A 16042-nucleotide genomic window follows, 5' to 3' on the forward strand; every position below is an offset into this window, starting at 1 on the left:
ATTTAAAGCTAACAGATTTTCAACATCCTTTTTGAAGTTGAGAGGATGCATCAAGGTGGATAACGCACAAATTGCTCCTGGATTTTCGCTCAACGAAGCCCGAATTGGAACGGTCGTGGGCGGAGAGTCGGGGCTCCTGGTCTGGAAGTTCGATCAACTGGTTGCAGTCCTTACTCGCATCGACGAGGAAGCCTACTCGACAAAGGGCAAATGGTTCCTCGAGACAGGCTTCGGGTTGCTAAGCGGGCAGCACAAGAATTTCGATACGATCGAGGAAGCCCTGAGCTGGGTGGGCAGACATACCTTCTCTAGTTCAGCGACTGAGCGGTTGAAGCGGATGGACGAGACCGGGGGCGGCGCTGCGCCAGGCCAGCGGCTACCAGCCGAAGATTATATCGGGAGCTTGGCGTGACCGGCTGGTCGGGCGCTCCCGAAGAAAGACGTCACCTTGCGCGGGTTTATGACCGAATTTGGCGAGCGGCCTGAAGGTCGCGCGCTCGGTCTGCGAATTCGTGCACACCCACAAAAAAGGCGCTGACCAGAACTGAGCAGGATCGTGTGGACGCGCCGCGCCGGCGGGCGCGGTGGGTCCAGCATCAAGACCGGGTTGAACTCGCCCTCTTGGTGACCGGAGGCAATTTCATTCCGCTCTAGTCACTGCAATGAGGATCCTCGACCTTCACTTTCGCAGAGCTCCTTCCGCGAAGAGATCGTTGACCTTGTAGGCGACTTCCGTGCGGTTGGTCGCCTTCAGTTTCTTCATGATGTTTCGGATATGCACCTTCACGGTGCTTTCGCGCAGGTTCAGCTCATAGGCGATGACCTTGTTGGCTTTCCCGCGGCAGAGCGCTTGGGCGACCTCGGCTTGCCTTAGAGTGAACATTCTCGACAAAGGCTGCGTGTCGCGGCTTTCTGACTCGATCAGATGCCGCATGGAGAGAACGCTGCTTGCCGGAACAAAGATACCTCCTGCTGCAGCAAGGTTGATTGCTTCGACACACACATCGATACCGACTGAGGTCGGAATGTAGCCTCGTGCGCCACATTCGAGTGCTGCCAATATCTGTGCAAGGTCCTCATTGTCCGCCAGGACAACTACAGGGATCGATTTGAACTCAGACGATATGCGCCTGATCTCGTCGGCCGTGACATGATCGGTGACCTTCCGACCGCCAAGGTTGAAGAGTATGGCGACCAGGGGAGGGGCTGAGCCCTTCTTCATGCGCCATTCTTCGATCGAACCCATGGCTGCGACCGCCATGCCAAGTTCGTGGTCTACGAGGGCCGATGCAAGACATTCTCGGTCCAAGGCCCTTCCATCCAGTATGAGAAGGCACTGCTCATGACGAGCATTTTCGGTTCCGTTACTCAAAACCCTTGGCTGATTCAAAGAGGTGTAATTAACCAGTCCAGCTGAGGAACTCATATTACCCACCCTATTGCCCACGAGCCGCCCCCGGCGGCCGACCATCCCTTGTTCCAGAATTTGGAAAAATGATCCTGCCCGTCCAGTTTTTAGGCTGGATCGCTTCATCCTGACCACACAGCTGTTCCCGCCTACCCCAGCGAAGAACGGCTAACGTACTCTAGGGTGGTATTATTAGCGGTCGCTAACCTAGGTTAATTTTTGGTAAATTTGCGGATAGGCGGTGCCGACCAGGCCTTGAAGACGCCGCGCCACAGGTTCCCAGGCACGCCGCTATGCCTGCTGATCGCGGGAGCAGGCTGGATTCGCCAGGAGAAATCTAGCTGAGGTACTCTTTCTCAAACCCGGCCGATTTTACGAGGTTCTTGCGGCTGAGAATCTCGACATGGCCAGCCTTGAACGAGACAAGACCGGCACTGCGGAGTTCCCTCAATGTCCGGTTCACGTGAACGGGGGTCATTCCGAGGATGTCCGCCAGTTCATTCTGAGTGAGAGGGCAGTCATACTTCCCGTGAGCGGACAGGCCAACGTTGGAGAGCCTTTCCTCCAATTCGAGCAGGAAATGGGCGGTCCGGCTCATTGCGTTGCGCCGCCCGACATTCACTAGGTGCTCGGCTAGAATGGCATTCATCCGTGCCAGGGAGTGGGCAATCTTGCTGCCGAAAGTAGCCTCGGACAAGATTCCCTCGACCAAGGCCTTCCTTGGTATCGGGTAAACAGTCGCATCGGTTATGGATGCTAGCGAAGCGAACCGTGGTCCGTCTACGGACCGGAAGCCGACAATGTCTCCCCAAAGGGGAGTGTCAATGATCTGCCGTTCTCCGTCCGGCAGCCCGCGGTAGAGCAGGGTCCAGCCTGACTTTACGATGAATATCGTATCGTCGTCGTCATCCTGGCGACATATGATCGAATCGGGTTTGTAGGCTCTTGGGGTAACACCGAGAAAATGGGTGTTGACCCACTCAGCCTTCGACCACGTCTCCCCAACCGGACGTGGGCCTATGAATTGCGACAATGTCTGCATGGAGATCAGCAATTTCCCCAACCCTACCACAACCTACAATAGTTAATTCTTGAACGCCAGATGTGAGCGGCTTCACAATGAGCTGGCTATGGTAGCAACGCTCGATGGAAAAGAACACTTCTCCGACCTCTGCAACGCCGCAACGACTTCGAAGTTCCGTATCAGCCTCCTAAGGTGGAGAGAGCCGATGTCTTCGCCGGGGATGGTGCGGCCTTCAGGCGAGGCGTCATTTGCAACCGCCTGACTTTGCGCATTTCGCGTCCAAAACGCGATTTGGCCGGTTGCGGAAAGTTGCAATTGGGAATTTGCACGCCTGGCCTCAAGAATGGTCGGGCAGGGCGGCTACTGTGCATGTCTCCCAGAAATGTGCAGCGATTGTGGGAGACATGCATCAAAACAAAGGCCTAAGCGCGTGCCCTGAATCCTCTTCAGCGACTCGCTTTGGGCTACCGCAGCCGTTGTCGATGAATGCATACACGTTTCGGTCTTCAGGCGTTTCCCATCGGGGCGGCCTTGCTCAGCCATTGAGGATCGAGAGCCGTATCGCCGGGATGGATAGGGGCTTCGAAGGAATCGATCAGGGTTTTTGCCGCTCTGCCTGCAAGGTGGGATTCTGCGTACCTGGCTTGGACGGCCCGGGCGCGGTCGTAAACTTCTTTGAGTTGCCGGACCTCCTTGGCTCCCAACGTCCCACGCATAATCTGCCTGGCCATACCGTTTCTCCTTCTGCATTGGAACGCCAAGCATATCGCCGTGGTTGCCTATCAGCGCTGCCCTCCGCGCCCGCGCGCGAAAAGACGCGCCAATCTTGGCAGCGGCCTGTAATCACCTGCAAAACCAACGCGCCCGGTCTCGGCAGCCAGTTCCTCGCGACTTTTGGCAAGCATCTTTTCGCGCCCAGCGCCCAGAAGGCCGATCCGAGTGAGAATAGAGTTTACATGGTGACGAAGACTCCGGGCATTCGCCCTGGCTAAGCTTTAATGCTTACCGCCGGGCCTGACGTACACAGGTTCCTTCGGAAGGAGTATCTGCTGTCATCCTTCTGCTGCGGGATGTCAGCTACGCCCTTTGGCTCCCTGATCCATGAGAAGAAGCTCGGCAAGCTGCAGGCGCTGCTTCCCGTGCTCGAGGCCGTGGTCCAGTCGGGCAAGCCGCTGCTGATCATCGCCGATGATGTCGAGGGCGAGGCTCTGGCCGCGCTGGTGGTCAACAAGCTGCGCGGCGGATTTAAGTCGCCGCCGTCAAGGCTGCGGGCTTCGGCGACTGCCGCAAAGCCATGCTGGAGGACATCGCCATCCTGACTGGCGGCACGGCCATCAGCGAGGATCTCGACATCAAGCTGGAGAACGTCACGCTTGAGATGCTCGGCCGCGCCAAGAAGGTCGCGGTCGAGAAGGGACCATCTTCGACGGCGCCGGCCGGCATGGCCGGCGGACGCATGATCGTCATCGAGGTGTTCGAACGGCGGAGGCAGCCGCGCGGACCGCCGCGCGCAACGGCGACGAACCGGGAGAAGTGTCCATGACCCAGCGTGGCAGCATCCAGCGTTCAGCCGCAGGCGCCCGGCCTTCGGCAACGGGCCCGCGCGCGTATCCGTAGTGATTGCTGGGGCCGACAGGCACACGTCCGGACCAGCGCCGGGCCGACCACATCGCGCGGAGGTGCAACGAAGCGGTCTATCCGCATTCATGCCGGCTTCTCCCAACTGCGGTCGCGCCATCAGCCGACACCGGCCGAAATTCGAAATCCCCATAGCCATCGCCTGTGGCCCGCGGGTTCCTTCCTCGAGGACTTTCGTACGCCTGCCGGCGCCCGAACTCTTCACGGAATCGGAGTGCCGGCTTTCCGGCTTCACGGCGAGGATATCAGACGTTCAAAGCTCGGGGTCGTGAGCCCACATTTGTTTCCACCCACGCCCGATGGCAGCTGAGCTGCTCCTGTCGAGGCTGCGTCCCAATATCATCTTGCGCAAATAAGCAGCTATTCGTTGGCGGGGACCGATTTCTGGTGGGTTTGATCTGGAGCAAGTCGCTTCATACCGGTGCGCGCCACCTTTGTGTCTGAGTTCGCCTCAATGGAGAGTTCAATCTGGACCGAGCCTGCCATGAAGTCTCTGCGCGTCGTTGTTCGCCACTACGGCGGACCTGAAGTTCTGGAGATCGTGGAGGAAGACGCGCCCCATCCGGCGTCAGGTGAGCTGCGGGTGCGAACAATCGCCGCCGGCGTCTTTCGCAGAGCTATTGATGCGAGAGGGGATTCATCCGGAAAAGACGATCCTGCCATTCACGCCAGGATGGGACATTGTAGGCATCGTGGACGAGGCCGGAGAGGGAGCGTCCCATGCAATGGTTGGTAAAATGGTTGCGGCGCTGCCCATTCATGGTGGCTACGCCCAGTTCATCTGCCTGCCGGAATATGAGCTCACTCCGGTTCCAACTGGTGTAGATCCCGCAGAGGCAGTCAGCCTCGTGCTGAACTACGTTACGGCCTATCAGATGATGCATCGCCTTGGGCATGCCTCACCGGGACAGCGGGTTCTTATTCACGGCGCGGCCGGCGGGGTGGGCACGGCTCTGCTGCAACTTGGCCACCTAGCAGGTTTAGAGATGTATGGGACTGCCTCTCGTACAGCTCATCAGATCGTATCCGATCTTGGGGCCACGCCGATCGACTACAAGGGGGCCGACTTCGTCAAGGAGATCCATCGCCTGACAAACGACGGCGTGGATGTCGTCTTCGACGGGGTCGGCGAAGCCAATGTCTGGCGCTCGTTTCGGACTCTGAGGCCTGGTGGCCGTCATAGCCTATGGCTTCACTTCATTTCTGCAGAAGGGCCAATTGGCAGGCGGCTTGCGTTATCGTCTTCGCGGGATATTACGACCTACGTGGTATGCGGTCCGCGCTTTCGTTTCACCAGGCCAACGACGCATACTCCCCTATAGCATACAATATTTGAAACGGTGGAAGCTCGCTTGGTTCCGCGAAGATCTCGGCGCCTTACTCGAGCTGCTTCGCGACGGGAAGATCAAGCCGATGGTGGCCGAGCAGATGCCATTGACCGAGGCTCGTCGTGCCCAAGAGCTGCTCGGTCAGGGAGGCGTTAAGGGCAAGCTCGTGCTGATCTGCAATTCGCTGGCCTCCTGACAAGGTGTTGCCGAGCAAGAGCAGAGCCTTTGAACCGCGAAGAGCCGCCTCTAGCGTCGGCCTTGGCCGTTCAACGCCCGCTTTGCAGCGCATTGCTGACCAGCAGATTTAGGGCGAACCGAACGGCGGCTCGTCGGCAGCATCATCCCGAAACCGGTCGGGCACTTCCGGCCCCATTGCGGTCATTTTGGAACATGGCTCCGAAGGGCCGCGTATGTTTGCAAAGGAGGCATTGGGGTTAGCTAAAGTCGACTGCGTCACAGAACCATACGGAACGATGCGGGAAGATTTCTGATTTTGACCCACGAAAAACTAAATAAAATCAATGTACTTAATACGCCCTCCGGGCCCACCAACTATTGCATACCAATGCCTTGCGCTTATGCCTCGGGAATCAAGCGAGCGCTGCTCGATAAATTGATGACTTTTAGATCGAATGATTTTGGGCCCGTTGGTTAATTTCTCAGTAGGTTGATGTCACCTGTGAGACGTAGCGGGACGGGGCATTCTCTTGGATGTCCATTCGGACCCTCCGACGCGTGCTGAAGCCCGGTAACTCCAGTCTCCTCGGTCCGGTCCGCATAACCTCCTGAAGCCCATGCCTAGATCACCGTCTCTCCTCCATCGATAACCAGAATCTGGCCCGTCATGTACGAGGACCGGTCGGACACAAGAAACAGCACCGCCTCCGCGATTTCCTCGACGCTTGCCCAACGACCAAGCGGCACTTTTTCGCGGATGTAGGCTTCGATGGCTTCCCGGCCTCCCATCTGGGCGATGAAAGGAGCATTGAAGGGCGTGTCCACCCAACCCGGGCAAAGCGCGTTGACGCGAATGCCGAAGCGGCCATAGTCGCCGGCCATCTGCCTGGTCATCGCGATCACCGCGTGCTTGGTCGTCGTATAAGCGATCATCTCGCGGTCGTAGAGCACGCCGGAGCTCGACGACGTGTTGAGGATGACGCCGCGGCCTGCCTTCTTCATGAATGGCATGACGATGCGGGCACCCAGGAAGTGAGCCCGCACATTGAGCGTCCAGGACGTGTCGAAGCCTTTGACGCTCACACCGAGCACGTCACCCTCTACCTGTACGCCGGCATGATTGTGCAGGATGTCGATCCTGCCTTGTGTGTCGATGAAATTGCGGAAACAGGCTTCAAGCGCCTGATCGTCGGCCAGGTCGAACACAAGCGCTTTCGCTCGGCCACCAGCAGTAACAATCTGGTCGACGGTCGCGTTCGCGCTGTCAGCGCTGCGGTCCGCCACGCCGACCACCGCACCCTCGCGCGCGATGATCAGCGCTGCCGCCCTGCCGATGCCCGATCCTGCCCCGGTGACGATCGCGGTCCTGTCCTTCAGGATCATCTTTCAGCCCCCTTTCTCCCTGACCCGTAATCCTGCATCATCCGGCGAACGAGCCTCGCCAGCTTGGATGCGCGCCGATCAACCTCTGGGGAAAAAATAGGCATGTACGACTTCGGCCCCTTCAAGTTCGAGTCGAAGCAGGATTTTTTCGACAAGGCAATCCGTTTCTGGAATCCCGACAAGACCAGGTTCTGGCAGAAGGCCGGGATCGATCTGGTTATCGGCAGGCGGGAGGGTTACTTCCTCTACGACATGTCGGGGCGCCGCCTGATCGACCTGCACCTGAACGGCGGCACCTACAATCTCGGTCACCGCAATCCGGAGCTGGTCGAGACGCTGAAGAGCGCGCTCGATTATTTCGACATCGGCAATCACTGGTTCCCCTCCGTGGCGCGCACTGCGCTGGCCGAATCCCTCGTCGATGTCTCGCCGGGAATGAAATATGCGGTCTTCGCCCCGGGCGGCGCGGAGGCGGTGGACATCGCCATCAAGAGTGCCCGCTATGCCACTAAACGGCGCAAGATCGTGTCGATCATCAAGGGGTATCACGGGCATTCGGGGCTCGCGGTGGCGACCGGCGACGATCGCTTCACCAAGATCTTTCTTTCCGACCAGCCGGAGATGTTCATCCAGGTCCCCTTCAACGATATCGACGCCATGGAACAGGCGCTCGAGGGCGAAGACGTCGCGGCGCTGATCATGGAGACGATCCCCGCCACTTACGGCTTCCCGATGCCGAAGGACGGCTATCTCAGCGCCTGCAAGGCCCTGTGCGAAAAGCATGGCGCGATGTACATCGCCGACGAGGTCCAGACCGGCCTGATGCGGACCGGCAGCATGTGGGGCTGGCAGGCCTATGGCGTCCAGCCGGACATCATGGTGACGGCGAAGGGCCTGTCCGGCGGGCTCTATCCGATCAGCGCGGCATTGGTGAACGACAAGGCCGGCGGCTGGCTCAACGAGGATGGGGCGGCCCACATCTCGACCACGGGCGGGGCCGAGCTCGGCTGTGTCGTCGCCCACAAGGTCATCGAGATGCTGCAGCGGCCTGATCTGGTTGCCAATGTTGGCACCGTGACCGAGTTCATGGCACAGGCCATGGGCGAGATGCTGGCTCGGCACGGCGACATCTTCACCGGCGTGCGCCAGAAAGGCGTGATCCTCGGCCTGGAATTCAGCAACCACCCGGAGGGCGCCGTCTTCGTGTCACGCGCACTCTACGAGCAGGGCGTCTGGGCGATCTTCTCGTCGCTCGACAAGCGGGTGCTGCAGTGGAAGCCCGGCGTGCTTCTGGATCGCGAAACCTGCCAGGACATCATGAATCGTTTCGATGCGGCAATGCCGCGCGCCCGGGAGCTGCTGCATCAGGCAGGCAAGGCGAATTGACATGGTCCAAACCTGGTTGAAACTGCCAGGCGTCCAGCGCGGGCTGGCGGTTGGACTTGCTGGGCTCGCAGGGTTCCGGCAGGGGACAAGGGCGCAAAGATAGGGCAGGACGGACAGTGACGGATTTCGAAGCGCTCACCCATGACCAGCAACTCGGCATCCTGCAGGAGACGGCAGAGGCGGCCATCGCCAACTACGATCTGCCGGCGGACGTCTCCGTCACGATGATCAACCTGTCGGAGAACGCAACCTATAAGGTTGCGGCTCCCGACGGCCGGCGCTGGGCGCTCCGCATTCATCGCGACGGCTACCATTCAAGGACGGCCATCCAGTCCGAACTGGCCTGGCTGACCGATTTGCGCCAGACCGGGATCGTGCCCACCCCCGTGCCGGTGGCGGGCAAGGATGGCGAGCAGATCCAGCGTGCCGGCCATGCCAGGCTGGCGCAACCCCGCAATGTCGTGCTGTCGCAATGGGAGACCGGTTCGGAGCCGGGCATAGGCGAAGCGCTCGCCGAACCTTTCGAGGTGCTTGGCGAGGTGACGGCTCGCATGCACATCCACGCCCGGCAATGGAAGCGCCCATCCTGGTTCACTCGCCACGTGTGGGATTTCGAGACAAGTCTCGGCGAGGAAAACCCCCATTGGGGGCGCTGGCGTGACGGCATGGGCGTCGACGCCGCGAAAGCCAAACTCTTTGGCCGCAGTGCGGAGCTGATCTGCCGCAGGCTCGCCGCCTTCGGCAAGGGCCATGACCGCTTTGGCCTCATCCATTGCGACCTGCGGCTCGCCAACCTTTTGATCGACGGCAAGACGGTCAAGGTCATCGACTTCGACGACTGCGGCTTCGGCTGGTTTATGTACGACGCCGCTACACCCATCTCTTTCTACGAGCATGAGCCGCAGGCAACCGATCTCATCCAGTCGTGGACGACCGGCTATCGCCGCGTGCTTGACCTGCCGAGGGCAGACGAGGACGAAATCCCGACCTTCGTGATGCTGCGCCGCCTGTTGCTGGTTGCCTGGATCGGCTCGCACGCTGAAACGGACCTCGCCAAGTCGATGGGCTTCCCATACACCGAGGGAACCGTCGGGCTGTGCGAGGCCTATCTGAGCAAGTTTTCCTGACAGCAATCGTAGGAAAGGCGTGAAACGGTTTTCCCGAGAAAAGCGCGTAGCGCTTTCCCTGGGGAATTGCGTCAGGCAAAGAGATAGAGCGGTTCGTCACGAACCGCTCTATGCCAGTGCCTCCAGGCTCTCCGGAAGGATCTGGCCGCCATCGACGATGATCGTCTGCCCGGTCACGTAGCCGGCTTCCTTCGACGCAAAGTAGAGTGCGGCGTAGCCGATTTCCTCCACGGTTCCAAGCCGCTTGAGCGGGACAGAGGCGGCCATCGTCTTCTGGTAATCCTCGCCCAGGCCGACTAGGCCCTCGGTGATGATGTTGCCCGGCATGACGGCGTTGACGGTGATGCCGTATTTGGCCAGTTCGATGCAGGCCGTGCGCATGAAACCGAGCTGCCCCGCCTTGGTGGCGCCGTAGTGCGACCAACCGGGGAAGCCGGTGACCGGGCCGGTGATCGACGACGTCAGCACGATGCGGCCCTGGTCGGATCTCTTGAGGTAGGGAACGACTGCCTTGACCGCGTGGAAGGTACCCTTGAGGTTGGTGTCGACAACTTCGTCCATTGTTCGATGTCATGTCCTCGAGCCGGGCCTGCGGGATTCGGCATTGCCACTGCCCAAAAGCGCTCTCGATGCTGGCGAGCGAGGTGACATCGCCAACCACGCCAAAGGCGCCGTGGCCGATCTCGGCGGCAGCGGCTTCGGCCTGGTCGAGATGGCGCGCGATGATGGCGACCTTGGCGCCAGACAGCGCGAACACCCGCGATATGCCCTTGCCGATGCCTTTCGATCCGCCGGTAACAACGACGGACCGGCCCTTCAAAGACTGGGTCATGATCTGAAGCTCCAAAATGAGACGGGGACAGAGTGATACCCCGTCCCCGTTGTCGCAAGGATTTCTGGGCGGTAGCGCTTTAGCCTTCGTTCACCATGTGACCGATGTTGGCGTACGCCTTGGGGTTGGTGGACTTCAGCACGAAACCCCAGATCAGGCCGACGATAAGGATCGCAAGCCCGACATAGGGGATGCTCCTGGCGAAGCCATTGGTGCCGCCGAGCGTCGCGAGATTGGCCACCAGCGTGTAGACCAGGACCAGCTGGACCACGAGCGAGATCAACGGCGCGATGACCGTCGCCAGCAGGCTGCCGCCGCCGTTCTTCTTGAACCACATGTAGATCGCCAGCGAGACGACGGCCTGCAGCACCAGCAGCAGTCCGGTGCCGAGCACCGCAAACAGCGTGTAGACGCCCAGCCAGGCCTGTCCCGACGGATCGTCGAAGCCGTAGGCCAGACCGTAGAGCAGGACCCATATCGCCGCCAAAACCGACTGCAGGGCCGAGGCCTTGTGAGGGCTCTTGTGGTGATCATGCGTCTCCGCGATCGCCTGTGGCAGGACGCCCTCGCGTGCCAGCGAGTACAAATAACGGGAAGCGGTGTTGTGAAAGGCCATGCCGCAGGCGAAGGAACTGGTGAGGATGAGCAGCGACATCAGCTGATAGCCCCAGCCGCCGACAAAAGTCTGAATGGGTGTCAGGAAGAAGTTCACGCCGTCGGAGAAGGCCTTGGCCACCATGTCGGCCTCGGTGGGATAGGCCGCCACCGCGCACCAGCTGACGAAGGTGTAAAACAGGCCGAGGCCAATGACTGAGATCAGCAGCGACTGCGGAATGATGCGCTTTGGATCGCGCGATTCCTCGGCGTAGTTCGGCGCCATCTCGAATCCGACCCACGACCAGAACGCCATGAAGATACCGACGGCGGCCTCGCCGGCGGGTATGGCCACTTCGCCGACCTTCTGCTCGGCGACAGGCGTGAACACCTTGAACACATTGAGCGAATCGCCGGAAAAATTCGTCCCGCCATGAGCGAAAAGCACGCCCAGCGAGAAGATCACCAGCATGATCACTTCAAGAATGAGGGCGATCCCGAGCAGCCGTGCCGACACCTTCACGTCGCGATAGGCGAGTGCCGCGATGACCACGATCATAGCGAGCGCGAGCACGATCCACGGCACGTTGATGCCGAAGTGCTGGGAAATCCAAAGATTGCCGAAAAATGCAAACAAACCAGTGAGCGAGGCCTCGAACAGCGAGTAGCAGGCGAGCGAGCCAATGCCGGCCGACATGCCGACCTCGCGGCCGAGCCCTTGGCTGATGAATGAGTAGAACCCACCGACGGACGATACCCGCGATGCCATCGCCGCATAGCCGACCGAGAAGATGGTCAGCACGATCGTCGCCATCAGGAAGGCGGCCGGCGTGTATTTGCCGATGCCGTAGCCTGCCGCGAACGGCACATTGCCCAGCATCGCCGACATTGGCGCCGCGCCGGTGACGGCCAGAAAGAGCACCCCCGCAAGCCCCACGGCTTTCGAGTGCAAAAGGTTGATGCTGTTACTCTTCGAGACGTCGATCGTCCCGCTTGCAGTTTCCGTGGCCATGAAGCCCTCTCCATTCGTGACAGCTGTATGCAGTTCCCCGCACGTGGCGGCCGATGTGTCCCGGCCTGCGAGTGCTGTATTGACACTACGGACGCGGCATCACTTTGCCAAGGCCATGATTTTGCAAAGCTCGGCGCTCGACATGACGTGGCAATAGATCATGTTGATGATTTCGAGCTCCTTGCGATGAAGCTCGTCGGTCGCCGCCGCGCAGCAATCCTCGAGCACGATGACGGCATAGCTTTCGTCGGCCAGGCTGCGCACCGTCGAAGACACGCACTGGTCCGTGAAGATGCCGCAACAGATGACGTTCCTGATGCCAAGATTGTGCAGGATGAGGCGCAGATTTGTCCCGGTCAGCGCGGAATCGGTGGTCTTGGTCACCACGATTTCGTCGCCTGCCGGCTGAAGCTCGGCTACGAGCTGCGATGCCGCGTCGTTCTTTGGCAGCAGCAAATTGTTCCAGCCCGGCATTTTTTGGGAGAGCGAGCGGTCGCGCCCGTCCTTGGTATGGCAGGCGATGCGGGCGAAAAGGCATTCGATGCCATTTGCCCGTGCCAACTCCAGCAATCTTGCCGTGTTCGGTATGACCGCGCCGTGCATGCGCTCGTGGAACGGCGTCCACAGATCGTAGCGCTGCTGTTCCTGCGGTGAAAGCGACGCGCGATCCGGCCGTTCCAGGTAGGTGTTTTGAACGTCGATGATCAGGATGGCGGTCTGTGCCGGCACCAGCACCGGATCATCCGGCTCGGGTGCGCCGAGGTAGTAGAGCGAACGGAATCCGGTTTTCCAGCTCATGCGGTCCTTTCAGAAGCGGGCGGTCCTTCAAAAGCGGAACGTGAAAAGGCCGCGCGCCGCGTAGGTCTCGGCGGCTTCCTCGATGAAACGGGCGATGCGTTCGGCCTGGTAGGTCTCGCGCATCGTGGCGGCGGCCTCGAGCAATTCTTCCTTGGACTTGGCGCGGCCTGGGCGCAGCAGTTCGTAGACCTGCATGATGAAATCCTGCGGCACCTCGACCAGCTCTGCCCCGCGCTCGAAGTTGAGGGCGAGGGTCGGCCGGCCGACATCGCGCGCCACGTCGGCCTGCGCCTGCAGCGCTTGCGGCGTGATGCGGAGGTCTTCCATCGTCACCTCGCCGGCAAGCACCGCATCCAGCGTTATCTCCGGAAGCGCCTTGCCGTGCTTGCCGGTGACGGCGCCAGGCTGGGTTTCGGCGAGCGGATAGTCGGCACGCGTAAGGGTCACTATTGCGCTCCCGTCAGGACGACGTCGACCTCTTCGGGAGCCGCGCCGGCCTCGGTCAGCCCGGTTTCGATGGCGTAGATGAGGGCGACGCGCGCATGATAGCGCGACCCCATGGCCTCGCCTCGCTGCGGCACCACGATGGGCTCCGGCATTTCGCCCAGCGCATAGGCCGCCGCATTGGCACCGAGAGCGCGATAGTGCTCGAGCCTGGTGATCGGGGCATTGGAAAACAGTTCCAGATTGTTGTGCGGCTGTCGGTCACGCTGATGGATGACGGCCGTGCCCTTGGCCTGGATGCCGATGCCGATGCCGCTGCCGGCAAGCCGGGCGGCGGACAGGCCAAGGAAGGAAGTATCAGCCGTATGGCGGAAGCGGACGACGCGCGCCTTAAGCCCGCGCGCGCGGATCGCATCCAGCATGGCGCCAAGCACTTCGGACAGCCGATGTCCGGCCGTCGTCCGGTAGAGCTTCAAGCCGAAGGCCGGGCTGATGCCGATGACCAAATCGTCGGTCGCCGACCCGTTGGCTGCCGGCCCAAGGTTGCGATAGCGGACGTGCCTTGCCTCGTCCTTCTCGTGCAGGGCCTCCGAGCGCAGCACTTCTTTCTGATCCAGCACATCGCGGATGTCGTTGAGCTGCAGGCGCCGTTCCTCGGACACCCGATAGCCGGAGCCGGGGCCGAGATAGTCGTTCGGGTCGTTGACCGCGCTGACGATCCGCCCATTGCGGATCATGGCCGAGGTCTGGAGATAGTCGCCGGAAAGGCGCAGCTTCACCACGTTCAGGAGGTTCTCGGCCTCTTCTCGGAAACCGCGGTTGGCCAGCGCCTTGACCGCGTCGATCACGGTGATGCCGCGCTCCTTGATGGCCTCGCTGATGAAGCTCACGTCGCGCGGCATCAGGCTGCGCGTGTCGTCGGAACCGGAGGCATAAACCACGCTGGTTTTCATGTCCTCGGTCGGTCTCGACAGGCCGAGCTCCTCGAACACCGCGGCGATCGCCGCCACCGCCCGCTCGCGCAACTCGATCGCGCGCGACTCAGGCAGCGGCGTCAACCCGCCATCGGCCTCGAAATCGCGCTGCAGCACCAGATAGTCTTCCAGTTCCTCACCGTTGATCAGCGAAGGGTTGAACGAATTGTCGTATTTCAGGATCGATCCCATCCCGGAGCAGATCAGGTCTGAGCCGGCAATCAGGTAGGGAAGGATCTTGGCGCCGACACGAATTTCCGATTCGGTGGAGCGCGCATCATTGCCTGATGCGCATTCGAGATCGAGCCAGACGGCGATGAGGTTCTCAGCCATCAACTCGCGGACGCCGCCAGGTATGGTGGCGGTCAAGGGCGCGCCGTCAATGCCGCCATTTTGTGTGCCCTGCACGCCCATGCCGCGCTGCAGGCAGAGGCAGCGCGCCTCCAAGTAAAGCAGCGATTTTGCTTCATGGAAGCCCATGAGCAATTCGGAGCCGGCACCCGACGTACAGCGCATCTTGACGCCGCGCGAGGCATAGGCAGCGGCGAGAAATGCCTTGGACCACGGCGTGTCGTCGCCATCGGTGAACGACTTTTCAGTGCCATAGACGGAAACGGTTTCGGCATAGGACGTGAAGCCGGCCATGGCGATGCGCAGTTCCTCCGCCTCCTCGCTGGAGCATTGGAACAGCGTTCCCCAGCGGCCGACGGCGCCGCCCACCGCACACGCCACCGCGTTGGACCAGGCGTTGCGCGACACGCGCATCGTAGTCTCGATCTCGTCGAAGCCGAAGGCGACGGCGGTTGCGGCGTCCGCGGCGAGCTGGAGCGGGTCGTCCTTGGCGTTGGTGACATGCGCCTGGTTGCCTGGCGTCTTGCGTGCTCGCATCTTCGAATAGGCGAAGGCGATCTCCAGCGCGTTGAGCTGCGACACGACCTCGGCGAGTTTTGCAGGCGTCATGCCGTGGGCGAGCCGCACGAGCTTTTCGCGCGGAACGTTCATGTCGACCAGCCAGCGTGCGACGGTCGCCGAGTCCAGCGCCATCGCTTCAGACGCCACCTCCGGGTCGATGTGATGGCGGGCTATGAAGCGGTCGATCATGTCGTAGTCGTGCTCGAGCACTCCATCAAGGGACACGACGCGCCCGCCCTTGATGCCGATGCCGGGTTTGGGATCGGCCGGGCTGGAGAAGGCGGAGAAGCCGTTGGCAGGGTCTTCCGCCGCGAACTTGTCCAGCCGCAACGGCCGCTCGTCCCAGTCAGCGAAGCGCTTCCAGCGGTTCAGTTTCGGCGTCATGCGTGCATTCCTCGACCCAACGGAAAGACTATTGAATGCCCGATCGTCACACAATGGCCTGCATCGAATCTCGCCGAAGGGCCTGCCCTGGCTGCCATCACCACCGGAACCTTGGAGATAGGCGCGGCGCTTACGGAAATGAGTAACCGACGGGATTTCGAGAGCTGCCTACGACCTGGTCAAGATGTCAGTGCTCGCAGACAACATGCGCGGCCGTTGTTCAACTTGAATGACTTGCCCGATTTTGAGTGACTTGCCCGCTCTTCAGGGCCCTTTTTGGTTCATTTTGGGAGGCGCCGTCGCTGCAGATGCTGGAAGAGAATTTCCGCCGCCACTCGGACAAATCGAGCGAGGCGATCGGCTAAGTGCTTGAATTTTTGGTGCCGCTTGCGTGACTCGAACACGCGACCCCATCATTACGAATGATGTGCTCTACCAACTGAGCTAAAGCGGCCCGGGAAGCGTCAGGCTTCCAGAATGGGCTGCGTGATAGACTCAACCGCTCGCCAATTCAAGATGGGCAGCGGCGAATTCCGGCCTCTTTGCCGGCAATTCCCATCTACGGTTACTGCGCAACGGCAGCGGCCGCAGCGCGCGGTGGCGTCCAAGCCGGCTGCCCCA

Annotated in this window: 13 protein-coding genes, 1 tRNA gene and 2 pseudogenes; 6 read left to right on the forward strand and 10 right to left on the reverse strand. The window is 60.8% G+C overall.

From position 1 onward, the window contains the following. The first annotated feature begins 55 nt into the window (after positions 1-55). The gene (locus tag EJ068_RS32720) at positions 56-412 is read left to right on the forward strand and encodes a hypothetical protein (protein ID WP_189341961.1); all 357 of its coding nucleotides are present in this window, start codon (positions 56-58) and stop codon (positions 410-412) included. A 267-nt stretch (positions 413-679) separates the two neighbouring features. Here the strand turns inward: EJ068_RS32720 and EJ068_RS20705 are convergent, their stop codons facing one another. The 3 genes from EJ068_RS20705 to EJ068_RS20715 all read right to left on the reverse strand — a co-directional run bounded on the left by EJ068_RS20705 (position 680) and on the right by EJ068_RS20715 (position 3163). After that, the gene (locus EJ068_RS20705) at positions 680-1426 is read right to left on the reverse strand and encodes a response regulator transcription factor (protein WP_189341963.1); all 747 of its coding nucleotides are present in this window, start codon (positions 1424-1426) and stop codon (positions 680-682) included. Between the two features lie 319 nt (positions 1427-1745). Next, positions 1746-2462 (reverse strand): Crp/Fnr family transcriptional regulator, encoded by a 717-nt coding sequence (locus tag EJ068_RS20710; RefSeq protein ID WP_245463176.1) that lies wholly within the window; start codon positions 2460-2462, stop codon positions 1746-1748. A gap of 476 nt (positions 2463-2938) precedes the next feature. Then, positions 2939-3163: a hypothetical protein gene (locus EJ068_RS20715; RefSeq protein WP_127249684.1), complete on the reverse strand. Its 225-nt coding sequence runs from the start codon at positions 3161-3163 to the stop codon at positions 2939-2941. Positions 3164-3526: 363 nt separating this feature from the next. Between EJ068_RS20715 and groEL the strand changes: the two are divergent. The 3 genes and pseudogenes from groEL to EJ068_RS32970 all read left to right on the forward strand — a co-directional run. Further along, positions 3527-3846: pseudogene (groEL, locus tag EJ068_RS20720) on the forward strand (chaperonin GroEL); the annotation flags it as partial. 847 nt (positions 3847-4693) lie between these two features. Further along, positions 4694-5392: a zinc-binding dehydrogenase gene (locus EJ068_RS20730; RefSeq protein WP_210212015.1), complete on the forward strand. Its 699-nt coding sequence runs from the start codon at positions 4694-4696 to the stop codon at positions 5390-5392. Between the two features lie 10 nt (positions 5393-5402). Continuing rightward, positions 5403-5594 carry a zinc-binding dehydrogenase gene (locus EJ068_RS32970; protein ID WP_210212016.1) on the forward strand — a complete coding sequence of 64 codons (192 nt, stop codon included), beginning with the start codon at positions 5403-5405 and terminating at the stop codon, positions 5592-5594. 602 nt (positions 5595-6196) lie between these two features. Here EJ068_RS32970 and EJ068_RS20735 read toward each other — a convergent pair. Next, positions 6197-6958, reverse strand: coding sequence for an SDR family oxidoreductase (locus EJ068_RS20735; RefSeq protein WP_127249683.1), 762 nt, complete (start codon positions 6956-6958; stop codon positions 6197-6199). A gap of 102 nt (positions 6959-7060) precedes the next feature. On the opposite strand from EJ068_RS20735, the gene EJ068_RS20740 reads away from it, so the two are divergent. Beyond that, positions 7061-8344 carry an aspartate aminotransferase family protein gene (locus EJ068_RS20740; protein WP_127249682.1) on the forward strand — a complete coding sequence of 428 codons (1284 nt, stop codon included), beginning with the start codon at positions 7061-7063 and terminating at the stop codon, positions 8342-8344. 116 nt (positions 8345-8460) lie between these two features. Next, positions 8461-9471, forward strand: coding sequence for a phosphotransferase enzyme family protein (locus tag EJ068_RS20745; protein ID WP_127385968.1), 1011 nt, complete (start codon positions 8461-8463; stop codon positions 9469-9471). A 108-nt stretch (positions 9472-9579) separates the two neighbouring features. On the opposite strand, the pseudogene fabG reads toward EJ068_RS20745, so the two are convergent. From fabG to EJ068_RS20775, 6 genes and pseudogenes are all read right to left on the reverse strand, one after another. Next, a pseudogene (fabG, locus tag EJ068_RS20750) lies at positions 9580-10303 on the reverse strand (3-oxoacyl-ACP reductase FabG). A 79-nt stretch (positions 10304-10382) separates the two neighbouring features. Further along, entirely contained in the window at positions 10383-11909 is a 1527-nt protein-coding gene (locus EJ068_RS20755) for an APC family permease (protein ID WP_126079463.1), read from the reverse strand. A 99-nt stretch (positions 11910-12008) separates the two neighbouring features. Next, complete coding sequence (locus EJ068_RS20760; RefSeq protein ID WP_126079462.1) at positions 12009-12707, reverse strand: cysteine hydrolase family protein; 699 nt, start codon at positions 12705-12707, stop codon at positions 12009-12011. Positions 12708-12734: 27 nt separating this feature from the next. Beyond that, positions 12735-13154, reverse strand: coding sequence for a diol dehydratase small subunit (locus EJ068_RS20765; RefSeq protein ID WP_095819267.1), 420 nt, complete (start codon positions 13152-13154; stop codon positions 12735-12737). After that, on the reverse strand, positions 13154-15421 hold the full coding sequence (locus tag EJ068_RS20770) for a propanediol/glycerol family dehydratase large subunit (protein WP_127249679.1): 2268 nt from the start codon (positions 15419-15421) through the stop codon (positions 13154-13156). The genes EJ068_RS20765 and EJ068_RS20770 overlap by 1 nt, the downstream gene beginning before the upstream one ends. A gap of 378 nt (positions 15422-15799) precedes the next feature. Continuing rightward, positions 15800-15875, reverse strand: a tRNA-Thr gene (locus EJ068_RS20775). Positions 15876-16042 lie beyond the last annotated feature (167 nt).

This window comes from Mesorhizobium sp. M2A.F.Ca.ET.043.02.1.1 (assembly GCF_003952405.1).
GTDB lineage: Bacteria > Pseudomonadota > Alphaproteobacteria > Rhizobiales > Rhizobiaceae > Mesorhizobium.